The organism is Vibrio fortis (assembly GCF_000695685.1).
Classification (GTDB): domain Bacteria; phylum Pseudomonadota; class Gammaproteobacteria; order Enterobacterales; family Vibrionaceae; genus Vibrio; species Vibrio fortis_A.
On sequence record NZ_JFFR01000003.1, the window covers coordinates 58,977 to 81,519 of the forward strand.

General features: G+C 45.3%; 23 protein-coding genes and 1 other RNA gene. 12 read left to right on the top strand and 12 right to left on the bottom strand.

Annotation, left to right across the window (positions count from 1 at the left end):
• Positions 1 to 7: 7 nt before the first annotated feature.
• Positions 8 to 430, bottom strand: a complete 423-nt coding sequence (locus tag VFDL14_RS0122965; protein ID WP_327196321.1) for a protein YgfX — start codon at positions 428 to 430, stop codon at positions 8 to 10.
• Positions 399 to 659 (bottom strand): succinate dehydrogenase assembly factor 2, encoded by a 261-nt coding sequence (locus VFDL14_RS17795; protein WP_032549815.1) that lies wholly within the window; start codon positions 657 to 659, stop codon positions 399 to 401. Before VFDL14_RS17795 ends, VFDL14_RS0122965 begins: the two co-directional genes overlap by 32 nt.
• A gap of 168 nt (positions 660 to 827) precedes the next feature.
• Here VFDL14_RS17795 and ygfZ point away from each other — a divergent pair, with 168 nt between their 5' ends.
• The 3 genes from ygfZ (at position 828) to VFDL14_RS17780 (ending at position 3,056) form a co-directional block, all read left to right on the top strand.
• Entirely contained in the window at positions 828 to 1,799 is a 972-nt protein-coding gene (gene ygfZ / locus VFDL14_RS17790; protein WP_032549817.1) for a tRNA-modifying protein YgfZ, read from the top strand.
• Between the two features lie 6 nt (positions 1,800 to 1,805).
• Positions 1,806 to 2,267, top strand: coding sequence for an aminoacyl-tRNA deacylase (locus VFDL14_RS17785; RefSeq protein ID WP_032549818.1), 462 nt, complete (start codon positions 1,806 to 1,808; stop codon positions 2,265 to 2,267).
• Positions 2,268 to 2,849: 582 nt separating this feature from the next.
• A complete protein-coding gene (locus VFDL14_RS17780) occupies positions 2,850 to 3,056 on the top strand; it encodes a DUF1107 domain-containing protein (RefSeq protein ID WP_032549819.1) in 207 nt (68 codons plus the stop codon).
• Positions 3,057 to 3,137: 81 nt separating this feature from the next.
• On the opposite strand, the gene VFDL14_RS17775 is transcribed toward VFDL14_RS17780, so the two are convergent.
• The 3 genes from VFDL14_RS17775 to VFDL14_RS17765 are packed head-to-tail and all read right to left on the bottom strand — an operon-like array spanning position 3,138 to position 6,150.
• Positions 3,138 to 4,361: an FAD-dependent 2-octaprenylphenol hydroxylase gene (locus tag VFDL14_RS17775; protein ID WP_032549820.1), complete on the bottom strand. Its 1,224-nt coding sequence runs from the start codon at positions 4,359 to 4,361 to the stop codon at positions 3,138 to 3,140.
• A gap of 11 nt (positions 4,362 to 4,372) precedes the next feature.
• Positions 4,373 to 5,551, bottom strand: coding sequence for a 2-octaprenyl-6-methoxyphenyl hydroxylase (gene ubiH / locus VFDL14_RS17770; protein ID WP_032549821.1), 1,179 nt, complete (start codon positions 5,549 to 5,551; stop codon positions 4,373 to 4,375).
• A 23-nt stretch (positions 5,552 to 5,574) separates the two neighbouring features.
• Positions 5,575 to 6,150, bottom strand: a complete 576-nt coding sequence (locus tag VFDL14_RS17765) for a YecA family protein (RefSeq protein WP_032549822.1) — start codon at positions 6,148 to 6,150, stop codon at positions 5,575 to 5,577.
• 306 nt (positions 6,151 to 6,456) lie between these two features.
• Here VFDL14_RS17765 and zapA point away from each other — a divergent pair, with 306 nt between their 5' ends.
• The 5 genes from zapA to serA all read left to right on the top strand — a co-directional run bounded on the left by zapA (position 6,457) and on the right by serA (position 9,798).
• Complete coding sequence (gene zapA / locus VFDL14_RS17760; protein ID WP_032549823.1) at positions 6,457 to 6,765, top strand: cell division protein ZapA; 309 nt, start codon at positions 6,457 to 6,459, stop codon at positions 6,763 to 6,765.
• 10 nt (positions 6,766 to 6,775) lie between these two features.
• A non-coding RNA gene (gene ssrS, locus VFDL14_RS23855) (6S RNA) lies at positions 6,776 to 6,960 on the top strand.
• Between the two features lie 6 nt (positions 6,961 to 6,966).
• Positions 6,967 to 7,566, top strand: a complete 600-nt coding sequence (locus VFDL14_RS17755; protein WP_032549824.1) for a 5-formyltetrahydrofolate cyclo-ligase — start codon at positions 6,967 to 6,969, stop codon at positions 7,564 to 7,566.
• 82 nt (positions 7,567 to 7,648) lie between these two features.
• The gene (gene rpiA, locus VFDL14_RS17750; protein ID WP_032549825.1) at positions 7,649 to 8,305 is read left to right on the top strand and encodes a ribose-5-phosphate isomerase RpiA; all 657 of its coding nucleotides are present in this window, start codon (positions 7,649 to 7,651) and stop codon (positions 8,303 to 8,305) included.
• Positions 8,306 to 8,568: 263 nt separating this feature from the next.
• A complete protein-coding gene (gene serA, locus VFDL14_RS17745; RefSeq protein WP_032549826.1) occupies positions 8,569 to 9,798 on the top strand; it encodes a phosphoglycerate dehydrogenase in 1,230 nt (409 codons plus the stop codon).
• Between the two features lie 92 nt (positions 9,799 to 9,890).
• Here serA and VFDL14_RS17740 read toward each other — a convergent pair whose 3' ends face one another.
• Positions 9,891 to 10,604: an oxidative stress defense protein gene (locus tag VFDL14_RS17740; RefSeq protein ID WP_032549827.1), complete on the bottom strand. Its 714-nt coding sequence runs from the start codon at positions 10,602 to 10,604 to the stop codon at positions 9,891 to 9,893.
• Between the two features lie 110 nt (positions 10,605 to 10,714).
• Positions 10,715 to 11,611, bottom strand: coding sequence for a LysR family transcriptional regulator ArgP (locus VFDL14_RS17735; RefSeq protein WP_032549828.1), 897 nt, complete (start codon positions 11,609 to 11,611; stop codon positions 10,715 to 10,717).
• Positions 11,612 to 11,753: 142 nt separating this feature from the next.
• On the opposite strand from VFDL14_RS17735, the gene VFDL14_RS17730 reads away from it, so the two are divergent.
• Positions 11,754 to 12,383, top strand: coding sequence for a LysE/ArgO family amino acid transporter (locus VFDL14_RS17730; RefSeq protein ID WP_032549829.1), 630 nt, complete (start codon positions 11,754 to 11,756; stop codon positions 12,381 to 12,383).
• Between the two features lie 99 nt (positions 12,384 to 12,482).
• Here VFDL14_RS17730 and mscS read toward each other — a convergent pair whose 3' ends face one another.
• The 4 genes from mscS to epd all read right to left on the bottom strand — a co-directional run bounded on the left by mscS (position 12,483) and on the right by epd (position 17,312).
• Positions 12,483 to 13,349: a small-conductance mechanosensitive channel MscS gene (gene mscS / locus VFDL14_RS17725; RefSeq protein WP_032549830.1), complete on the bottom strand. Its 867-nt coding sequence runs from the start codon at positions 13,347 to 13,349 to the stop codon at positions 12,483 to 12,485.
• A 384-nt stretch (positions 13,350 to 13,733) separates the two neighbouring features.
• Positions 13,734 to 14,810 (bottom strand): class II fructose-bisphosphate aldolase, encoded by a 1,077-nt coding sequence (gene fbaA, locus VFDL14_RS17720; protein ID WP_032549831.1) that lies wholly within the window; start codon positions 14,808 to 14,810, stop codon positions 13,734 to 13,736.
• A gap of 152 nt (positions 14,811 to 14,962) precedes the next feature.
• Positions 14,963 to 16,126, bottom strand: coding sequence for a phosphoglycerate kinase (locus VFDL14_RS17715; protein ID WP_032549832.1), 1,164 nt, complete (start codon positions 16,124 to 16,126; stop codon positions 14,963 to 14,965).
• A 151-nt stretch (positions 16,127 to 16,277) separates the two neighbouring features.
• Entirely contained in the window at positions 16,278 to 17,312 is a 1,035-nt protein-coding gene (epd, locus tag VFDL14_RS17710) for an erythrose-4-phosphate dehydrogenase (protein WP_032549833.1), read from the bottom strand.
• Positions 17,313 to 17,513: 201 nt separating this feature from the next.
• Between epd and VFDL14_RS17705 the strand changes: the two genes are divergently transcribed.
• Complete coding sequence (locus tag VFDL14_RS17705) at positions 17,514 to 17,750, top strand: hypothetical protein (protein WP_032549834.1); 237 nt, start codon at positions 17,514 to 17,516, stop codon at positions 17,748 to 17,750.
• Positions 17,751 to 17,843: 93 nt separating this feature from the next.
• Here the strand turns inward: VFDL14_RS17705 and tkt are convergent, their stop codons facing one another.
• Entirely contained in the window at positions 17,844 to 19,838 is a 1,995-nt protein-coding gene (gene tkt / locus VFDL14_RS17700) for a transketolase (protein ID WP_032549835.1), read from the bottom strand.
• 348 nt (positions 19,839 to 20,186) lie between these two features.
• Between tkt and metK the strand changes: the two genes are divergently transcribed.
• Positions 20,187 to 21,341 carry a methionine adenosyltransferase gene (gene metK / locus VFDL14_RS17695; RefSeq protein ID WP_032549836.1) on the top strand — a complete coding sequence of 385 codons (1,155 nt, stop codon included), beginning with the start codon at positions 20,187 to 20,189 and terminating at the stop codon, positions 21,339 to 21,341.
• A gap of 354 nt (positions 21,342 to 21,695) precedes the next feature.
• Positions 21,696 to 22,493, top strand: coding sequence for a DUF2189 domain-containing protein (locus VFDL14_RS17690; protein ID WP_032549837.1), 798 nt, complete (start codon positions 21,696 to 21,698; stop codon positions 22,491 to 22,493).
• The last annotated feature ends 50 nt before the right edge of the window (positions 22,494 to 22,543 follow it).

The following is a 22,543-nucleotide window of genomic DNA, read 5'->3' on the forward strand; positions in this document are numbered from 1 at the left end:
GAAAAAATTACGACTTAAAGGGAGCATGGTGCTCCCTTTTTGTTTTTAGCCACACCAATAAATAACGATAGTCCGCTTCACAAAAGCTATCCCGCCATACAATGACTGGCTCACCTTCACTGAACTTCAGCATCACAAATAGAGAACGGAAAATAGTATCGCTTGATTGAAGAACACGTTTCTGCCCATTAACCGTTATCTCTTGGTTGGGTCTAAGCTCTATCGCACCCGTGGCTATTGGCCAGCCAATTTTATTATCGCGCATCATCAGGTACAGCAGTGCGAAGATGCAAGGAGTGGCAACAAGAGGGATATTTGACGTGATCACAAAAAACAAAAGGCACCACAGAGTGGCGCCTTTTGCGAATAATGCGTAATACGAAGGGCTAAGCTTGAGCTTAACGAACCTTGCTGAGGTTGTGTGCAACAATTTTGTCGACCATTGATGCGTGACCTAGGTTTTCACTACGACCGTGACCCATCACCCATGTAAACAGATCGGGATCATCACACTCTAGTAGCGAAACAAAATCACGTTGCTCCTGCTCTTGCAATGAATCAAAACATTCCTCAAAAAAGGGCATGATGACTACATCAAGCTCTAACATACCGCGACGGCAGCCCCATTTAATTCGTGCTTTCTGCTCTGCAGTGTACATTGGTTATCCTCACCTATTATTTTTCTCTCTTCGAGTGTAACAACTCATAAGCGCTGCAACTAGCATAGTCGTCTCAGTCCCTATCTCAGCTCACAAAAAAACCTAGGCTGACAAAAAAAACGAACCGGATTAACATAGACACAAATCAAATTTCTCAGGAAAGGCAAAATGGATTGGAAAAACACGTTTCAACCACTTAATCACACGCATAACGACACACTTCCAGAAGTGATGATGACACACATCTCTGACTGGGGTGCGATTACTATGGTAGGCGACGACAAGAAGTCTTACCTACAAGGCCAAGTAACGTGCGACGTAGTGCAGCTAGCGAGTGATGAGTCAACGCTAGGCGCACACTGTGATGCGAAAGGTAAAGTGTGGAGCATTTTCCGCCTATTCCACCACAATGATGGTTACGCCCTACTCCAACCAAAGTCAGCGATTGAAGTTGAGCTTCAGGAAATCAAAAAGTACGCGGTATTCTCTAAGGTAACCATTGAGCAGACTGAAGACGTTGTCCTTGGCATCATGGGTTCTCAAGCGGATAGCTTGATCGATACCCTTTCTGAGGATCGTGGCAATGTACGTGCAATCGAAGGCGGTAGCGCTGTGAAAGTCGCGGATTCTCGCTGGGCGCTACTTGTGACTTCAGACGCGGCACAAACATTAGTTAAGGGCAGCTCAGTTGAAAAAGTTTCCGAAACGCTGTGGCAGTACTTTGAGATCATGGATGCTCAACCAAAGCTGTCTGCAGCAGAGCAGAATGAACACATCCCGCAAGCGCTGAACTTACAAGCGATTGGCGGCATCAGTTTTAGCAAGGGTTGTTACACTGGCCAAGAGACCGTGGCACGCGCGAAATACCGTGGCATGAACAAACGTGAAATGCGCATTGTATCTGGTACGACCGAGCGGCCACTAACGTTGGATTCAGCGATTGAACTAGAGCGCAGCGTAGGTGAAAACTGGCGTGGTGCAGGCCGTCTTCTGAACGTCTACCAATTCTCTGATAACACAGCTATTGGCCTGATTGTTCTACCGAATAATTTAGATGATGATGTTGAACTGCGCCTTGCCGAGCAACCAGAACACAAATGGACTATCCAACCGCTACCTTATAGCTTGGAAGAAGAGTAATTCCCTTTGAAAACGGTAATTACAGATTGGTTGGATCAACAGCAGGTGGCCTACCGCCTGCTATTGCAAGATAAAAAAACCACTTCCATTGAAGAGACAGCGCAGGCTAGAGGTATTGAGCCGTCACAAATGGTCAAATGTATTCTGCTGCGAGATATGGGCAACCAATACGCGCTAGCGTGTGCACCGGGCGACAAGTCAATTGATCCCAAAAAAGTGCGAGCCGTGCTCAATTGCCGCCGAATGACCTGTGTATCCCAACAAGATGTTGAATCGGTCACTGGCTTTAAAGTCGGTTGTGTTGGCCCACTAGCACTTAAGCGCTATATGCCGATCATTTTTGATCGCTCTCTTCAACAGAATAAAATTGTCACCATCAGTTCTGGTGAGCGAATGGCTGGGATCGCCCTTGATCTCAACGATCTTATGAACCTATGTGCGCCGATTGAAGCCGATATCTGCAAATAGCCTCAATTACAGATCGATCTTGGTCTCAAAAGCACTAAGCTTTGTATGAAAATTCTCATAGCAATTGAGACATTTATCATATTTACCAGACCGACCAGAAAATATATTTAGTCAAAATTAAAGCATAACTAGTCAAGAAGACTATTCTAGGGTAGTCTACATTCACTGGTTAGGTTTTAATCAAAGCGATAACTAACCAGTCAAAGTGAATCCACTGAGTAACGTCAGTCATCCACTTTTGTGTAATGCATCTGTGACTATTCGCCCGTTTTTGAACGGGCTTTTTTTATGCAAAAAATTTACACTTTTATTACACAAATAAAGAATTTACGCCTATTCTTAACTTTGCTAACAGTGCGCTGCCTAAAGCCCAGACAGGAAAGTCAGCAGGCAGTTCACTAAACCCACTGTTTTTGAGGAGAAGCTCACGATAAAAACGATATTTGCTAGTAAATCTGCTTACTGCAGCACAAATATCTACTAAGAGACAACTCTACTGCATATTACTCCACGCTTATCACAATTATTCCCCCGGAGATTTTCTATAATATGCTGGCTAGGTAAAGATAAGGATAAGAAAAAATGAGACTGTTTAAGCGCTATACACCCGGTATGATTGCTAAACATGTAAGTCGACTTTTTAAAGGACGAATCTACATTTACGGCGTTGGGAAATTTGAATTTGATAACGGTAAACTGGTTCTGCCAGAGAGGGCTGAAAAGCGCCATTTTGATACCGTTAAAGAGATAAACAATGAAATTATGAAGCTAAGGTGCGCTTACGCTTAATCAACATAATTATCGACTGAATACAAAAAAGGGTTGGCACTGCCAACCCTTTTGCGTTTCTAGAAACCTGAGCATTTATCATTAATTGGTGCTTATTGGTCGCTTAGCAAGCTCCGGTAGATTACCGGTTAAACCTAGTGCACGTTTCATGATTTCGTCTTTTGCCCCAGGCAGCTGTCCAGCGAGTTTCATCCCCAAACCACGAATCAACTTCTTAGCTGGGTTGTCTCCTTCAAACAGGTCTTTAAAGCCCTGCATAGAGGCAATCATTTTCGCGGCTTCAGCCTTACGCCAGCGTTCGTAGCTGCGTAGATTACGCTTGGTTCCGATGTCTTCACCCGCTTGCCACAGCTTGATTAACTCTTGCGCCAGACTCGCAGCATCAAGCAAGCCAAGATTCACGCCTTGGCCTGCCAATGGATGAATGGTGTGGGCTGCATCACCGACCAAAGCCACGCGCTCTACGGCAAAGTCACGCGCATAACGCATACGAAGTGGGAAGGCAAAGCGTTCACCAACTACGCTACATAGACCAAGCTTGGCATCAAACTCTGTCGTTAGGTGCTTGTTGAACTCTTGTTCGGACATCGATACCAATTTCTCGGCACGATTCGGCTCGGTTGACCATACGATTGAGCTCATATTTGGCGACTGCATTGGCAAAAACGCCAATGGACCTTGCGGTGTGAAGATCTGACGCGCAACACTGTCATGCGCAGACTCAGTGCGAATGTTTGCCACTATCGCGCTGTGCCCATAGTCCCAATGTGTGAGTGGGATATCTTGCTGTCTGCGAACCCATGAGTTTGCGCCATCAGCACCAACAACCAGCTTGGCCGTCAATGCCTGACCATTATCTAGAGTTAGCCAAGCTTCACTTTCACCAATAGCCAAAGATTGGCATGTAGCTGGCATATACAAGCTCACATTGTCCTGCTTTTTCACTTGATCCAACAGTGCCAGTTGAATCACTCGGTTCTCAACAATATGACCAAGATTTGGCTGCGCCAGACGAGTGGAATCAAACTCGATGCGTGCGAAGCTGTCTTGCTCCCACACTTCCATCGCTTGATAAGGTGCAGCACGTCGCTGTTCAATACCGCGCCATGCGCCTAGATTACGTAATATCACTTCGCTTGAACGGCTCAATGCCGACACACGAACATCCGGCAGTTCATTCAATCCTTCGCTCGGCGCTTTGCCTTCAATCACAGCGATTCTTAGATCACTATCTTTAAGGGCTGCGGCTAATGCCAATCCAACCATGCCACCGCCAACAATAGCGATATCAACACTTTGCATCATTATTTTCTACCTTATCTCTCAACCAAGCCTAGCGTGTGACGCAATAAAGGGCCTTTAAGGGGTGAGATGTTATCCATTGCTGCCAATCCGAGATTACGACCTAAGCGTGTAGCTGGCCAGTCATTTGAAAACAGGTGAACCAGACCTGAAGTGAGTGAAATCGTGGTTTCACGATCCGACTCTCGACGTTTTCTAAAGCGTGTTAACCCTGAGTAGTGGCCTGCGTCATCCAGTTGCCCACATACCTCTTCCGCTAGCGACGCAACATCGCGAATGCCGAGGTTAAATCCTTGTCCCGCAATTGGGTGTAGGGTTTGTGCGGCATTGCCAACAATCGCGAATCGATGGGAGATGTTCTGTTGTCGATGACGCAAAATCAGCGGGTAACTCGCCCTCTGTCCTACCTTTTCCAACTTGCCTAGGCGCCAACCAAAGGCGTCTTGAAGTTGTTCAAGAAAGGCCGCTTCATCTAACGCCATTACTTTCTCAGCTTGTTCTGGTGGCAGACACCAAACTAAAGACAAACGGTTATTAGTCATCGGTAATAACGCGACTGGGCCATACTCAGTAAAGCGTTCGAACGCACGCCCGGCATGCGGTTCGTTCGCGACAATATTTGCGATAACGGCAACCTGACCAAAATCGTGTTCGTTCAGAGTAATACCTAAACGCTCACAGCAAGTCGAGATGGCACCATCAGCCGCAACCAACAACTTCGTAGAAATCGTCTCGCCGCAACTGAGTTCAATATCCGTATGATCAAGATGGCGAGTAATCTCACTCACCGAGGATGGACAAAACAGAGTGATATTGTTTTCAGCCTCAAGCATCTCTTGGTAGATACGCCCAACATCAGCAAGTTCTACCACATAGCCTAGGGCATCCACTGCGAGCTGTTCGCTAAAGATATCCGTCATCCCTGCATGACCGCGGTCTGAGACATGAATATCTTTGATCGCCGTCGCTACCGGTAAGATCGATGACCACAATTGGAGAGACTCTAAAATCTGCACCGTTCCGTAAGAGAGTGCGATAGAGCGAGAATCAAACCCAGGGTGAGCACTATGGTCAACCTGATACGGTTCAACCACAGCTATCGATAAAGAGCGTTGACTTAACTGGTTGAGGGCTAAAGCAAGTGTTGCGCCTGCCATTGCTCCACCAGCAATTACCACATCAAATTGAGCCATCGTGACCTCTAAACTCGAAACAATTAGTGAATGGTTGGTGCACTATCTTCTGATGGACGAGCACCGAACTCCGCATGAATCGTTAATGCACAAGCCTTAACGTGTTCAATAACCTGTTCAAGCAGCTGTGCTTGTTCATCTAGGTCATCGTCTTCATCAATGCCTAATTTTGCCATCTCTTCTAGATCAGCCAACGCTTCTTTGGTCTCATCTGACGCTTTGTTCAGTTGCGCACCGACCAAACCTAAACCTGAGATAAAGTGATTAATCCAATCTGATACACCATCCGCCAGATCAAACAGGCTTGCACTCGCGTCTTCATCCGGAAGCAGCATAGAAAGCTCCATGCCTGAGCCCGTAATTTCACTGGTTGTTACTTTCAGCGTTGCTTCTGCCAATGTCAGTGCGCGATCCGGCCAACCCATTCCGTCGTTGGTGTAATCGAAGATCAACGGCTGCCAGCTTTTATCTGCAAGGCTTAACCCACCGCTCAGCATCCCTGTTAATAGGCCATGCATTTCTGCAGGCGTTACAGCAAGGCTTGCTGATTGCAATTCAGTTGCAACCGTTAGGTAGTCAGGTAAAGTAGTTTCGCTCATCAGATAACTCGCTCAGTTGTTCTTTATATCAATCTATTAATCGTACCACTTCACCCCAATTCTAGTAAGCGAAGATCCTTAGCAATTGCAGCAAGAGTGACTACCAAATGTTCAATTTGCTGAATTACTGTGTGCTCAAGCTCTCATTTACAAACAGTCACCCTGAAAAGCTTGAATCTTAATAGCGGTTTACCTATAGTTTCCTCCTCAGAGGAGTTAGCTTCCTCATCGGTGCTGGCACTTTTTCTTTCTCATAATGACAAAGGGCAACGGCCTTAGAATAGCGCGTTAAAGAGTTCATCCATCATGAGTAATCAAGCGGTAGACGTTGAAATATTAGGTAAATTGACTCGAGTTAATTGTCCTGCAGGGCAAGAAGAGTCATTAATCGCAGCGGCGGCCGATCTTGATAATCGATTGAAAGAGATGGCTGAACGTACTAAGGTAACCAATGAAGTTAAGCTGCTAACTATCGCTGCTCTTAACATCTGTTATGAGCTACAGACGAAGAAGTTCGAAGCTAACGACGAACAAAACGCACTGACCGAGCGCATGGAAAAGCTCACTGCATCGCTTTCAGATGTACTCAGTAAGGTTAAGCACGGACAGCAATAGCGTACACAAATTTACCCTGGAGTGTTTGTCAGAGGATTCACGTCCCCGAGCCGATAAGCAATCCCTAAGGGTTAGTACTTGAGTACTATTGAGCATGCTCGGCCCGTACCGAGAAGCCTACGGTAATCATTGCTGATCCGCCTTGAACTCGCAGGTTCAAGGGCCATCTATTCTCAACGGCACTTTGGGGTATCCCTTCTTATGAAGACGCTCACTCGTAACGAGTTTCGCACTCTCATCCGACAGAAACGTAAAGCACTCTCTACTCTTGAACAACAGCAAGCTGGCTTAGATCTCGTTGAACGTTGTTCAACCTTAAACGACATCCATAAAGCACAACATATCGCCCTCTATATATCTACTGACGGTGAGCTAGATACACAGCCGCTGATCGAATGGCTATGGTCACAAGGCAAAGAAGTCTACCTCCCAGTGCTACACCCTTTTTCGGAAGGACATCTCCTATTCTTGCGCTACGCGGCGGATACACCAACGGTGCACAATAAATATGGCATTGTGGAACCCAAGCTCGACCAAACTCAGGTTAAACCCGTGCGTGAGCTTGATATTATTTTTACACCACTGGTTGGCTTTGACTCCGATGGTCATCGCTTAGGCATGGGTGGTGGCTACTACGACCGCACGTTAGCACCTTGGTTCCAAACTGGCGTTGGAGCCACACCCATTGGGCTTGCTCATGATTGTCAGCACGTTGAGCAGCTACCTACCGAAAATTGGGACATCCCGTTACCTAAAATCGTGACTCCGAGTAAAACTTGGCAATGGGAAATTGATGGCTAAAGCGCTATAATCCGCCCGCAAACGTTAACTTACACGTACGCTCTATTTATTCAAAAAAGCACGACCTATTCAGGAGATTGGCATGACTCAAGATGAAATGAAAAAAGCGGCTGGTTGGGCAGCACTTCAGTATGTTGAAGAAGGCAGCATTGTGGGTGTTGGTACTGGCTCTACAGTAAATCACTTCATCGACGCACTAGGCACTATGAAAGACAAGATTAAAGGTGCCGTTTCTAGCTCTGTAGCATCTACACAACGTCTAGAAGAACTAGAGATCAAAGTGTATGAGTGTAACGACGTTGCGAAACTCGACATCTACGTTGATGGCGCTGACGAAATCAACCCAACTCGTGACATGATTAAAGGTGGCGGCGCAGCCCTTACTCGCGAAAAGATTGTTGCTGCAATCTCTGAAAAATTTGTTTGTATTGTTGATGGTACTAAAGCCGTTGACGTACTTGGCAAATTCCCATTGCCAGTAGAAGTTATCCCAATGGCTCGCTCTTACGTAGCGCGCGAGCTTGTAAAACTAGGCGGTGACCCGGTTTACCGTGAAGGCTGTATCACAGATAACGGCAACGTGATCTTAGACGTGCACGGCATGGCGATTGAAAATCCAAAACAGATGGAAGATATCATCAACGGTATTGCTGGTGTTGTAACTGTTGGTCTATTTGCTCACCGTGGTGCTGATGTTGTAATTACAGGCACCCCTGAAGGCGCAAAAATCGAAGAATAACAAACCAGTAATAGTTCTACTTTCTGTTACTTCATTACATACGGTGCCTAAGGGCACCGTTTTTTTTGCTTAGCTTCTGTAAAATTATGGCTTATTCCGTAATTTTCTTACCCAAATCATTTTTTTTTTGTTACTTTATTGTTCAGAAGACGCACAGGGAAAACGTTTGTCTCCTAACAAAATGGTTAGTTTTATCCCCTTAAGCCATTTTGTAGCACGTGCGCCGCATTTGCCCAACCTTTCCATTTTAAAGGACGAGAACAATGGCCAAAGTTTCACTGGAAAAAGATAAGATTAAAATTCTGCTGTTAGAGGGCCTTCACCCTTCTTCAGTTGAAGTACTACAAGCCGCCGGTTACACCAATATTGAATATCATAAAGGCTCCCTACCTGAAGAAGAGCTACTAGAAGCAGTTAAAGATGCGCACTTTATTGGTATCCGTTCTCGTACAAATCTATCCCAAGAAGTCATCGATGCAGCTGAAAAGCTGGTTGCAATCGGCTGTTTCTGTATCGGTACTAACCAAGTTGACCTAGACGCTGCGGCTAAGCGCGGTGTGCCTGTGTTTAACGCACCTTTCTCAAACACACGTAGTGTCGCTGAGCTGGTGTTAGGTCAGGTACTTCTACTTCTACGTGGTATTCCAGAGAAGAACGCACTTGCGCACCGTGGTATTTGGAAAAAGAGTGCAGACAACTCTTATGAAGCGCGTGGTAAACGCTTAGGTATCATCGGTTACGGCCACATCGGTACTCAGCTAGGTATCATTGCTGAAAACTTAGGTATGCGCGTTTACTTCTACGACATCGAGAACAAGCTGTCGCTAGGTAATGCAACGCAAGTTCATACTATGACTGAGCTTTTGAATAAGTGTGATGTAATTTCTCTGCATGTTCCTGAAACAAACGAAACCAAGAACATGATGGGTAAAGAGGAATTCGACCGCATGAAGCCGGGCGCTATCTTTATCAATGCGGCGCGTGGCACGGTTGTAGATATCCCAGCACTATGTGGTGCACTGGATTCTGGTCACTTAGGTGGTGCAGCGATTGATGTCTTCCCAACAGAACCTAAAACTAATGCTGACCCATTTGAGTCACCATTAATGCAGTTCGATAACGTGATCCTAACTCCACACGTAGGTGGTTCTACTCAGGAAGCGCAAGAGAACATCGGTGTAGAAGTAGCGGGTAAACTGGCGAAGTACTCAGATAACGGCTCAACGCTATCAAGTGTTAACTTCCCAGAGGTATCTCTACCACTGCATACAGGTACATCACGCCTGCTGCACATCCACGAAAACCGCCCAGGTATCCTGACTCAAATCAACACCATCTTCGCTGAAGAAGGCATTAACATTGCGGGTCAGTATCTACAAACGGCAGCTGATATGGGTTACGTAGTGATTGATGTTGAAGCGGATCGCTCTGAAGAAGCTCTGCTGAAGCTGAAAGAGATTGAAGGCACGATCCGTGCTCGTCTACTTCACTAATCTCTCCGTTTAGCTGATGTAAAAAAGGCTCTCATTACGAGAGCCTTTTTAGTATTTGGCCTACTATAGGTAATTAGATCATGATGATCCAATTACTCTTCAAGCTGATAGATCACATCAACACGATCACGAATGGTGATTGTCGAATCTTGATATGAATTAGATTCTGTTCTTGAATCCATAGCCATCGAGCGCATCAAAACCGGTTGTGCGTACTGTGCGTTGTAATCAATGCGCCACACATCACCGAGCTCTTTATCAAAACCATTCGCTAAAGACTTAGCTTTAGTCTGCGCATCTTTAATCGCTTCTAAACGAGCTATCTCTTGATACTTAACCTGATCTCGAACTTGCAGCTGGATGTTATCCACCTGATTGATTCCTTCGCTTAGCGCAATATCCAAGTAGCGATTTAGGTTTGCTAAATCTTCAACCTGCACTGTGACATTACGTGATGCTCGGTAACCCACAAGTTCTGGTTTGCCCTCTTTTGGATAATGATACTGAGGCGCAAGATATAGGTTAGAGCTTTGAATGCTGGTTTTATCAATGCCAGCTTCTTCTAGCTTATTCAGAAAAGCGGTAACGACTCTGTCTACCGTGCCCTTTGCTTGCTCGGCTGTCATGGTTGACTCAACCACCTTTACAGAGAAAGTAGCCATGTCTGGCTTGGCAACGACTTCACCGTAACCAGTCGTTGAAAGATGAGGAAAGTTGGCCACTTCAGCCCATGATGGGAAACTGATAACACTCAGAGCTGCAGTCAGAGTAAGAGATGTCGCTAACATATTTGGAACTAATTTCATTAGGAAAACCCATGCTAAGCAAATGTCTTATCATCATAGAGTAATTTATCGTGATACCAATGAGGATATTGAACTTCTTACATAACTTTTACGCTGATAAAACCGTCAGCTTACTGAGGAAGGTGTTGATGCGCGTAGTTAAGAATGGCTTGGGAAATCTCTTTGAGTACCCCACTCTCCAGCTGCCAGTGATGCCAATAGATCCGATAAGAGAGCAGGAAACCCGGAGTGATATCAATCAGCGAGCCCGACTCTAACTCCTCAACGATCTGTAAACGCGGAATCAAACAGTAAGCGACGCCAGACATGGCAATACGAACGAATGCCTCTGAGCTACCCACCGTATGATTAATCACGGCATCTCTTGGTACATTAAAGTGGTCATGAAGAAACTTTTTATGCAGATCATCATACTGATCATAAGAGACAGCTGGTGCACGCTTGAGGGTTGCGTAGTTAACGCCTTCAGAGAAGTAACGCTGATAAAATTCAGGGCTTGCGACACAGACATAATCCATCCGACCTAAATAATCTGCGCGACATCCTGGAATCGCTTGAGACTCTAAACTGATCGCGCCAGCAACCTCCCCATTCTTGAGTTTAGCGATGGTCCTCGCTTCGCCATGGATAGCCATATTCAACTCGACTTGTCTCGTCTTCATCACATCGGACAGTGCTGGCAATAACCAAGTCGCGAGACTATCTGCATTGGTCGCAATTGAAACTGACAGCGCTTGGCTGCTCTCTTCGTTCATCAACTCGGGGACGAGCTCATGTTCAAGCAGGCGCACACGTCGGTATAGTCCTAATAATTTCTTGCCCGCAGGGGTTGGTCTCGGAGGTGTTTCACGAATCAATACTGGTTGTGCAAGCCATTTCTCGAGCTGCTTAATGCGTTGTGATACCGCAGACTGAGAGATATAGAGGTGCTCTGCAGCTCTCTCAAAACTTCGCTGATTCACAACAGAATCAAGGGCTTCTAACCATTTATAATCCATTCCTCTCACTGTTTTTCCTCCTAAATATGGATGCACTCAGCCAGTATAAGCTTGCCTAATATTATATTAAAATCATTAATTATACTTATTCAATATCTAAGCGTATCTTCTCTCTAAAACTAAGGGTTCAATAGATTACGTGGAGGTTAAAATGAGTTTTTGGGTTTTATTACAAGGGTTTGGATTAGGTGCGAGCATGATTATTCCTATTGGTGCGCAGAATGCCTATGTCTTGAATCAAGGTATTAAGCGCAATCACCATTTAACTACAGCAACGATTTGTAGCTTGCTCGACACCCTATTTATCTCGTTAGGTATCTTTGGTGGTGGTGCTATCTTGTCGCAGAATGAAGTCCTACTAACTTCGGTAACTCTGGGTGGTATCGCTTTCCTAACTGTCTATGGTTTGTTGTCGTTGCGCAGTGCTTTTAAAGCACCATCAGACAAGGAATCAAAGGGAGAGGTGTTAGCTCGTGGTAAGCGTACCGTGATCCTAGGGGCGCTGGCAGTGACCGTGCTAAACCCTCACTTGTATCTAGACACTGTCGTCATCTTAGGTTCGATTGGCGGCCAATTTGAAGGTAATGATCGTCTTGCTTTCGCTTTGGGGACAATCCTTGCGTCATTTGTGTGGTTCTACTCGCTCTCACTAGGCGCAGCTAAGCTAGGCCCAACACTGTCAAAACCAAGAGTAAAAAAAGGCATTGATATCGCTGTCGCAACCATGATGTTCACGATTGCAGCAGTGCTAGCTAACGGCTTGATTGAACAGTACTTGTAATCACATCATTGTTAAAATGCCAATCAAACAAAAAGGCGGATAACCTAAGTTATCCGCCTTTCCTTTCAAAAGCTTATCGCTGTAGAAGCTAATTCAAGATTAAGCTTCTACTTTGTTCATGTGAACATCCATTTGTGGGAATGGGATTTCGATACCTTCTTTATCCAAGCCTTCTTTGATCGCTTGCATTAGGTCGAAATACACTCCCCAGTACTCTTCTGTTTTAACCCATGGACGAACCACGAAGTTAACTGAAGAATCCGCTAGAGTATGAACACCTACTTGAACACCTGGCTCTTTCAATACACGTTCATCTGATTCACAGATCTTAGTCAGAAGCTCTTTGGTCTTTTGTAGATCAGCACCGTAAGAAACACCAATCATCAGATCGATACGACGTGTCGCATGACGAGAGTAGTTCGTGATTGGGCTACCGATAACGCTGCCGTTTGGTACTACAACCATCTTGTTATCAGGCGTTGTTAGAACCGTTTGGAAAATCTGAATCGAATCTACAGAACCCGCTACACCACCAATCTCAACGTAGTCACCAGACTTGAATGGACGGAATGCAACAATCAGTACACCAGCAGCGAAGTTAGATAGCGAGCCTTGCAGAGCAAGACCGACAGCTAGACCAGCCGCACCAATTACAGCAACCACTGACGCGGTTTGAACACCTAAACGACCAAGAGCGGCAATCAGAACAATAACAAACAACAAGTAACGAACTAAGCCGTGGATAAACTCAACGACAGCTCGGTCCATCTTCTTCTTCTGAAGCACTTTAGAGACGCTATTCGCTACCGCTTTAACGATAATGTTACCGATAAATAGGATAACCAGTGCTGAAATGATGTTTACACCGTACTGAATAAAGAGATCTGAGTTATTCGTTAACCACTGTTCTGCATTTGAAAGACTATCCACAATTGGAGTCTCAAATTCGGTAGAGCTTTCAGCCATAATTTGCATCCTCTATGTAATATGCTATGAGCTAAACTGCCTTAAACCAAATATCGTAGATAAAGCACAAACAATCTCATTTTATATAACGAAATCATCACCTTAAAAACAAATATTGGCTAAGTCCTTTTTACTAAACAGGGGGTCTACCCCTGTTTTTCGGCACGATATCCTATCTTTGACAGATTGCAAAGTCATATTTATGTAAGCTCTTGAATAAAGGAAACTTACGCATAAACACAAATACCGATAGTTAAAAGACTACGAAATTTATTCACCGTACGCTAGGGTTTTCACATATTTCATACAAGTTTTTATCAGGCACAAAAAAACCCGCTCAATGAGCGGGTTTTCAAAACTTTAGCGTTACTTAATTCAGAAGAATTATAGTACGTCTACAGCGTTAAGGTCAGCGAATGCTTTCTCAAGACGAGTAACCATAGAAGCTTGACCAGCACGTAGCCATACGCGTGGATCGTAGTACTTCTTGTTTGGAGCGTCTTCGCCAGTTGGGTTACCGATTTGACCTTGTAGGTAGTCACGGTTTTCCGCTTCGTATGCACGGATACCATCCCATGTAGCCCACTGAGTATCAGTATCGATGTTCATTTTGATAACACCGTAGCCGATAGACTCTTGGATTTCTGCTTCAGTAGAACCAGAACCACCGTGGAATACGAAGTTTAGAGCGTTAGGTGCGATACCGAACTTCTCTGCACAGTATGCTTGAGAGTCACGTAGGATAGTTGGAGTTAGAACAACGTTACCTGGCTTGTATACACCGTGTACGTTACCGAAAGATGCAGCGATAGTGAAACGTGGGCTAACAGCGCTTAGTTTCTCGTATGCGTAAGCAACGTCTTCTGGAGAAGTGTAAAGCTCAGATGCGTCCATATCAGAGTTATCAACGCCGTCTTCTTCACCACCAGTACAACCAAGTTCGATCTCGATTGTCATGTTCATTTTAGCCATGCGCTCTAGGTACTTAGCACATGTTTCGATGTTCTCTTCTAGAGACTCTTCAGAAAGGTCTAGCATGTGAGAAGAGAATAGAGGCTTACCAGTTTGAGCGAAGAACTCTTCACCAGCGTCTAGTAGACCGTCGATCCATGGAAGAAGTTTCTTAGCAGCGTGGTCAGTGTGAAGGATAACTGGAACACCGTAAGCTTCAGCTACAGCGTGTACATATTTAGCACCAGCTACAGCACCAAGGATTTGAGCGCCTTGACCTTCAAGTTTAACGCCTTTACCTGCGAAGAAAGCAGCACCGCCGTTAGAGAACTGAACAACAACTGGAGACTTAACTTTAGCAGCTGCTTCTAGTACTGCGTTTACAGAGTCAGTACCAACAACGTTTACTGCTGGAAGAGCAAATTTGTTTTCTTTTGCTACTTCAAATACTTTCTGTACGTCATCGCCAGAAATTACACCAGGTTTTACAAAATCGAAGATCTTAGACATGGAAATAGTCCTATTTATTCTATCGTTTTAAGATTAAAAAACTTAAGTTTAAAAACTTGCAAACGTTTGCTCACAACTTATGCCATTCTAGCAAAAAAGTGTGACATGCAGCAAACGTTAAAGGCGGGTATAGTCACCCGCCTTCATATTCATTACGCCTTAGCGCGCTCTTCTAGCATAGCAACTGCTGGAAGTACTTTACCTTCAACGAACTCAAGGAAAGCACCGCCGCCAGTAGAGATGTAAGAAACGTCAGCTTTGATACCGAACTTGTCGATAGCTGCTAGCGTGTCACCACCACCTGCTACAGAGAAACCTGCAGACTCAGCGATTGCTTTAGAGATACCTGCTGTACCCGCTTCGAAGTTCTTGAATTCGAATACACCTACAGGGCCGTTCCAAAGGATAGTTTTAGCGTTGCCGATGATTTCAGCTAGAGCCGCTGTTGATTCTGGACCTAGGTCGAAGATCATGTCGTCGTCTGCAACTTCAGAAACGTGCTTGATTTCAGCTTCTGCGTTCTCATCGAATGCTTTTGCACATGCTACGTCAGTTGCAACTGGGATAGCACACTCTTTCATTAGCTTTTGAGCTGTTTCAACTAGGTCTGCTTCGTATAGAGACTTACCTACGTTGTGGCCTTCAGCAGCGATGAACGTGTTCGCGATACCACCACCAACTACAAGTTGGTCAGCAACTTTAGATAGAGACTCAAGAACAGTCAGTTTAGTAGAAACTTTAGAACCACCAACGATAGCAACTAGTGGACGCTCTGGGTTATCCATTGCTTTACCTAGTGCTTCTAGCTCAGCAGCAAGAAGAGGACCTGCACATGCTACAGGAGCGTGAGTACCAACACCGTGAGTAGATGCTTGTGCACGGTGAGCCGTACCGAATGCATCCATTACGAAGATGTCACATAGAGATGCGTATGCTTTAGATAGCTCTTCTTCGTTCTTCTTCTCGCCTTTGTTGAAGCGAACGTTTTCTAGAACTACAAGCTCACCAGCGTTCAGCTCTAGGCCGTTTAGGTAATCTTTTGCTAGTTTAACGTCACACTCTAGAGCGTCGTTTAGGTAGTTAACTACAGGTTGTAGAGAGAACTCTTCGTTGTACTCGCCTTCCGTTGGGCGACCAAGGTGTGAAGTAACCATTACTTTTGCACCAGCTTCTAGACAAAGCTTGATAGTTGGTAGCGATGCAAGGATACGAGCATCTGAAGTTACTTTACCGTCTTTTACTGGTACGTTTAGGTCAGCACGGATAAATACGCGTTTACCTGCTAGTTCCAGGTCAGTCATCTTGATCACAGACATGATTTGTCCTCTCAAATTTAAATAAATATAAAGTTTTGGAAACTCAGCAACCCTGCTAAGCCTATAAATTCTTCAACTGGTCATAATATGTGGATACTTGGAATTTATTTCAAGCTTAAAAATAAATAATCCGCATATTTGCTTCCGGGCCTTACTTCTCGCCGTCAGAAGCTTGCATTGCAAGTACCGTATCCAGCATTCGGTTTGCAAAGCCCCATTCGTTATCACACCACACTAGCATTTTTACTAAGTGGCCGTTGCTCACTCTGGTTTGAGTACCATCCACAATCGCGCTATGGGGATCGTGATTAAAGTCGATGGATACGAGCGGCGCTTCAGTATAGTCAACGATATTGTGTAATGTACACTGAGATGCGTTAACAATGGTTTGATTTACGTCATTAACTTTCACATTCGTATTAATTGTGACACTTAAATCCATTGCTGTAACGTTAACCGTTGGTACTCGCACAGAAATCGCTTCAAACTTGTTAGAAAATTTCGGAAAAATTCGCTCAATACCTTTATGAAGTTTGGTATCAACCGGAATAATAGATTGGCTCGCGGCTCGGGTACGACGCAAGTCCGAGTGGTAGGCGTCAATCACTTGCTGGTCATTCATCGACGAGTGAATCGTGGTGATAGTGCCAGAATCGATACCAAACGCCTCATCAAGAACCTTGATGATAGGTACGATACAGTTGGTGGTACATGAACCATTGGAAACAATGCGATCGCTGGCTTTGATGGTGTCGTGATTAACGCCATAAATAATGGTGTTGTCGAGATCGTTCGCACCTGGGTGTGAGAACAGCACCTTTTTAGCGCCAGCTTCGATATGAGCGAGGCCATCGGCACGGCAACCATACACGCCGGTACAATCAAGCACGATATCCACTTCAAGATCGCGCCAAGGGAGTAGGTCAATTTCAGCTAAATGGAGAATACGAACAGTATCGATTTCACCACTATCATGATGAATATAAATATGCTCTTGATCGTTCGAGATTTTCTTGCCGAAACGGCCGTGACTGGTGTCGTATTGAAGCAAATGAGCCATAGCATCAGGTTGTGCTAACTCATTAACAGCGACGACTTTGATTTGTTGGCTTTTGCCACTTTCATAAAGCGCTCTTAGAACATTGCGCCCTATTCTTCCAAATCCGTTGATTGCGACTTTTAGCATAGTTCCATACATCTAACCAAAATTTCGTGCAACAGATGATAACCGAATCCTACCTAAAAGGCATTAGTTGAGTGATCTAACTCGCTAAAAATAATTCATAACAGCCATCAATGGTCTACTGGCAATATACTGATGATGAAGATGAGCTAATCAAACTCTACGGCTGTTTTTCCTCTCGTTTTTCAACCAAAGAGAAAGGTTATGTCTGGATACCCAGCGACTCATTTTTGTAAAAAGTGCAACAAAGAAACACCTCACAGAGAAATACTTGTTCGCCAACCCAGCAGCTATGACCAAGATAAAACATGGTTCGGCAAAGTAAAATTGTTTGCCCACGCTATTATCAATGGTGGTCACTACTACAACATGGATCGCTACGTGACATGCAAAGTATGTGGGACTAAAGAGCTGGATAACTGGGGAAGTGAGTTCGAGTAACCTGCTTTCGTTGCAATCAATAAAAAAACCGAGCTATCAAAGCTCGGTTTTCTATTTTCACTTCAGCACTAAAGCCTTCGTGGATAACTCACATTAAGCTAGAAGCTCTTGAGCTGTGCTTACTACGTTTTCAGTAGTAAAGCCGAACATCTTGAACAGTTCGCCAGCTGGTGCAGATTCACCGAATGTTGTCATACCGATGATACGACCGTCGAAGCCAACGTACTTGTACCAGAAGTCAGCAATGCCCGCTTCGATAGCGATACGTGCTGTTACGTCTGATGGTAGAACTTCTTCGCGGTACGCTGCGTCTTGCTTGTCGAATGCATCAGTAGATGGCATTGAAACAACGCGTACTTTTTTGCCTTCAGCCGTTAGTTGCGCGGCAGCTTCTACTGCTAGCTCAACCTCAGAACCCGTTGCGATAAGGATAAGCTCTGGCTTACCTTCACAGTCTTTCAGGATGTAAGCACCTTTTGTGATGTTCGCTACTTGCTCTGCATCACGAGGTTGCTGTGCAAGGTTTTGACGAGAGAAGATCAGAGACGTCGGTGCGTCTTTACGCTCGATAGCCAGTTTCCAAGCCACTGCAGACTCAACCTGGTCACATGGACGCCATGTGCTCATGTTCGGTGTTAGACGTAGTGATGCCATTTGCTCAACAGGTTGGTGAGTTGGGCCATCTTCGCCAAGACCGATAGAATCGTGCGTATAAACTTGGATGTTCTGAACTTTCATCAGAGCAGCCATACGCATTGCGTTACGAGCGTATTCCATGAACATCAGGAATGTTGCGCCGTAAGGAACGAAACCACCGTGCAGAGCGATACCGTTCATGATAGCCGTCATACCGAATTCACGTACACCGTAGTGGATGTAGTTACCAGAGAAATCATTTGCTTCTAGAGACTTAGAACCAGACCACATAGTTAGGTTCGAGGGTGCTAGGTCAGCAGAGCCGCCCATAAATTCTGGAAGCATTTGACCAAACGCTTCTAGTGCGTTTTGAGATGCTTTACGTGATGCGATATCAGCAGGGTTTGCTTGAAGATCAGCAATGATTTGGTTTGCCTTCTCTTCCCACTCAGCTGGTAGTTCGCCATTCAGACGACGCTTAAGCTCTGCTGCTTCTGCTGGGTAAGCCGCTGCGTACGCGTCAAACTTCGCGTTCCAAGCCGCTTCTTTCTCAGCACCTGCTTCTTTTGCATCCCACTCAGCGTAGATGTCTGCAGGAACTTCAAATGGGCCGTGAGCCCAGCCTAGTGCTTCTTTCGTTGCTGCGATCTCGTCGTGACCTAATGGTGCGCCGTGACAATCGTGAGAGCCAGATTTGTTTGGAGAACCAAAACCGATGATAGTTTTAGTACAGATAAGCGTAGGACGAGGGTCTGCTTTAGCCGCCTCGATTGCAGCGTTGATCGCTTCGATATCGTGACCGTCTACTGCAGGGATTACGTGCCAGCCGTATGCTTCAAAACGCTTAGGCGTGTCGTCAGAGAACCAACCTTCAACTTCACCATCGATAGAGATGCCGTTGTCATCCCAGAAAGCGATAAGCTTACCAAGACCTAGCGTACCTGCTAGAGAACATGCTTCGTGAGAGATACCTTCCATCAGACAGCCATCACCCATGAATGCATAAGTGAAGTGGTCAACGATGTCGTGGCCTTCTTTGTTGAACTGAGCAGCAAGTGCTTTCTCAGCCATCGCCATACCAACTGCGTTAGTGATGCCTTGGCCTAGAGGACCTGTTGTCGTTTCGATACCTGGTGCGTAGCCATACTCTGGGTGACCTGGAGTCTTAGAGTGCAGTTGACGGAAGTTCTTAAGATCTTCGATAGATAGCTCATAACCGCTTAGGTGAAGCAGAGAGTAAATTAGCATTGAGCCGTGGCCGTTTGACAATACAAAACGGTCGCGGTCTGCCCACTCTGGATTTGCTGGGTTGTGGTTCAAGTGACCACGCCAAAGAACTTCAGCGATGTCAGCCATACCCATAGGTGCGCCTGGGTGGCCTGAATTAGCTTGTTGAACACCGTCCATACTAAGTGCGCGGATTGCATTTGCGAGATCTTTACGAGAAGGCATGTCTGCTCCTGAGTGCATAAGCGATTTGAAAAATGAGAAATAATTGCTAGTTATTAGCGCGGTTATTCTCTCAAACGCCTATGGCGACTGCAAACGTTTTGCTGAGGTTTTCAAGGTCAGTTTTCGCACTTTTACAACATTTCCCTAGTTTTTAACGGACTAGCACAAGTGAGAAAGCAATCGTTTGGTTATGACATATCATAAAAAAGAGCTTGTAATTCGACCGTTGGAATTTAGAATAGACGTCTAGATGTAGAAACACCTACAGAAATTATTGAATTTAATCTCGGCGCAACCCTATGCGACGCAGATAGAAACTTTGCACCTAATACTAAAAGTGGAGCTCTCATGGCTAAGCACCTTTTCACTTCTGAATCTGTTTCAGAAGGCCATCCAGATAAAATTGCAGACCAAATCTCTGATGCTGTTCTTGATGCCATCTTAGAACAGGATCCAAAAGCACGAGTTGCTTGTGAGACATACGTGAAAACGGGCATGGTTATGGTTGGCGGTGAAGTAACAACGTCTGCGTGGGTTGATATCGAAGAGATCACTCGTGAAACCGTTCGTGAAATTGGTTACGTTCACTCTGACATGGGCTTTGATGCTGACTCTTGTGCTGTACTAAATACAATTGGTAAGCAGTCTCCAGACATCAACCAAGGTGTTGATAAAGCTGACCCTAAAGAGCAAGGTGCAGGTGACCAAGGCATCATGTTTGGTTACGCAACAAACGAAACTGAAATCCTAATGCCAGCACCAATTACTTACTCTCACCGTCTTGTTGAGAAACAAGCTGAAGTACGTAAAAGCGGCAAGCTAGACTTCCTTCGTCCAGATGCGAAATCACAAGTTACTTTCCAATACGACCAAGGCAAGATCGTTGGTATCGATGCTGTTGTTCTTTCAACGCAACACTGTGATTCAGTAACAACTCCTGATCTACGTGAAGCAGTAATGGAAGAGATCATCAAGCCAGTACTACCTTCTGAGTGGATCAACAAAGACACTAACTTCTTCATCAACCCAACTGGCCGTTTCGTAATCGGTGGCCCAATGGGTGACTGTGGTCTAACTGGTCGTAAGATCATTGTTGATACCTACGGCGGCGCAGCTCGTCACGGTGGTGGTGCATTCTCTGGTAAAGATCCATCAAAGGTTGACCGTTCTGCAGCTTACGCAGCTCGTTACGTTGCTAAAAACATCGTTGCAGCTGGCATGGCAGACCGTTGTGAAATCCAACTTTCTTACGCTATCGGTGTTGCTGATCCAACATCTATCATGGTTGAAACTTTCGGTACAGAGAAAGTACCTCATGACATCATCATTGAAGCAGTTCGTCAAAACTTCGATCTACGCCCATACGGCCTTCAAGAGATGCTGAACCTTCTTCAGCCTATCTACAAGAAGACGGCAGCTTACGGCCACTTCGGTCGCGAAGAGTTCCCATGGGAAGCAACAGACAAAGCAGCAATCCTAGCTGACTTCGCTGGCCTAAAATAATTTAACGCCACGCAAAAAAATTTCAAAAGCCCTTACTCGTTAGTAAGGGCTTTATTTTTATACAGTTACCTCAGATACCCCACCACATTTCGTCCACTTCTCTTCTTATACCCCATTAAAAACCCCCCGGATAATTTGTGTTTTTTGACAGTAGTGACAATAGTTAAAGTACTCCTAGGCGATCAAGCTCACATTTGGTGCAACAACTGGTTAGGTTACACCCCGTTAGGAAACACGAGACAACTCTCTAGGACATGATATTTCAATAACAGCTCAGCCAAGATGACTCGCTGCCAGCCGCTGTGAAGACATACGAGGTTGAATCTAGGACGTTATTTTAACTAAGGGGAAGTTATGCCTCGTACTGCAAATCCATCCGATTTTAAAAAAGACAAAAATAGGGTGAGTGACAGTGAATACGCTCGCACTATTCCGTGTAACCAAGTCAGTATTTCTGCGCCCTTTCATTGGCTTTCACTCGCGCTTCACGATTTAGTGCGAATGCCGATGATCAGTGCATTCTATGGTTTATGTTTCATGGCAGCTGCCGTGGCGATTGTTCAGCTTGTGCAGTGGCAAGGCACACACCTAGTGGTTATGCCGAGCCTGATTGTCTACATGCTGATTGGACCGTTTTTAGCGCTCGGCTTATACGACGCTAGCTGGGAAAGAGAAAAAGGCCACAACGCCAGCCTACTCCACTCAATGAAGGCAATCACTCGCAACTCAACTCACCAATGGGCTTTTGCCATTGTGTTAATGGTAGCGATGATTTTTTGGATGAGAATCGCAGCCCTGTTACACGCTCTGTACCCATCAGTACAAGGTGCGCCACTTGCTGAGTTTGCCCCATTCTTGATAACAGGCTCTGTCGTCGGCTTTGTCATTGCTAGCCTCATTTTCAGTATCTCAGCCTTCTCGATTCCACTAATGATGGAGCGCCGAGTTGACGTAATGAGTGCGATATTCACTAGCTTCAACGCGGTGAAATCTAACCTACCAGCCATGGTAGTATGGGCTGCCATCATTTGCGGCGGTATCTTAATCGGTTTTGCTACTTACGGTGTCGGTATGATCTTGACCATGCCACTACTCGGCTATGGTACGTGGCACGCGTACCATGAGACCATCAAGAAAAAGCACCACATGTAATACCTGATCTCCATCGGGAGCAATGATAGGATAAGGCCTTAGCATCAAGC

Bases quoted from the DNA above. Each gene is read 5' to 3' on its own strand.
- VFDL14_RS17795 (WP_032549815.1), bottom strand. From the start codon at position 659: ATGTACACTGCAGAGCAGAAAGCACGAATTAAATGGGGCTGCCGTCGC.
- ygfZ (WP_032549817.1), top strand. From the start codon at position 828: ATGGATTGGAAAAACACGTTTCAACCACTTAATCACACGCATAACGAC.
- VFDL14_RS17780 (WP_032549819.1), top strand. From the start codon at position 2,850: ATGAGACTGTTTAAGCGCTATACACCCGGTATGATTGCTAAACATGTA.
- VFDL14_RS17775 (WP_032549820.1), bottom strand. From the start codon at position 4,361: ATGATGCAAAGTGTTGATATCGCTATTGTTGGCGGTGGCATGGTTGGA.
- ubiH (WP_032549821.1), bottom strand. From the start codon at position 5,551: ATGGCTCAATTTGATGTGGTAATTGCTGGTGGAGCAATGGCAGGCGCA.
- VFDL14_RS17765 (WP_032549822.1), bottom strand. From the start codon at position 6,150: ATGAGCGAAACTACTTTACCTGACTACCTAACGGTTGCAACTGAATTG.
- zapA (WP_032549823.1), top strand. From the start codon at position 6,457: ATGAGTAATCAAGCGGTAGACGTTGAAATATTAGGTAAATTGACTCGA.
- VFDL14_RS17755 (WP_032549824.1), top strand. From the start codon at position 6,967: ATGAAGACGCTCACTCGTAACGAGTTTCGCACTCTCATCCGACAGAAA.
- rpiA (WP_032549825.1), top strand. From the start codon at position 7,649: ATGACTCAAGATGAAATGAAAAAAGCGGCTGGTTGGGCAGCACTTCAG.
- serA (WP_032549826.1), top strand. From the start codon at position 8,569: ATGGCCAAAGTTTCACTGGAAAAAGATAAGATTAAAATTCTGCTGTTA.
- VFDL14_RS17740 (WP_032549827.1), bottom strand. From the start codon at position 10,604: ATGAAATTAGTTCCAAATATGTTAGCGACATCTCTTACTCTGACTGCA.
- VFDL14_RS17730 (WP_032549829.1), top strand. From the start codon at position 11,754: ATGAGTTTTTGGGTTTTATTACAAGGGTTTGGATTAGGTGCGAGCATG.
- mscS (WP_032549830.1), bottom strand. From the start codon at position 13,349: ATGGCTGAAAGCTCTACCGAATTTGAGACTCCAATTGTGGATAGTCTT.
- fbaA (WP_032549831.1), bottom strand. From the start codon at position 14,810: ATGTCTAAGATCTTCGATTTTGTAAAACCTGGTGTAATTTCTGGCGAT.
- VFDL14_RS17715 (WP_032549832.1), bottom strand. From the start codon at position 16,126: ATGTCTGTGATCAAGATGACTGACCTGGAACTAGCAGGTAAACGCGTA.
- epd (WP_032549833.1), bottom strand. From the start codon at position 17,312: ATGCTAAAAGTCGCAATCAACGGATTTGGAAGAATAGGGCGCAATGTT.
- VFDL14_RS17705 (WP_032549834.1), top strand. From the start codon at position 17,514: ATGTCTGGATACCCAGCGACTCATTTTTGTAAAAAGTGCAACAAAGAA.
- tkt (WP_032549835.1), bottom strand. From the start codon at position 19,838: ATGCCTTCTCGTAAAGATCTCGCAAATGCAATCCGCGCACTTAGTATG.
- metK (WP_032549836.1), top strand. From the start codon at position 20,187: ATGGCTAAGCACCTTTTCACTTCTGAATCTGTTTCAGAAGGCCATCCA.
- VFDL14_RS17690 (WP_032549837.1), top strand. From the start codon at position 21,696: ATGCCTCGTACTGCAAATCCATCCGATTTTAAAAAAGACAAAAATAGG.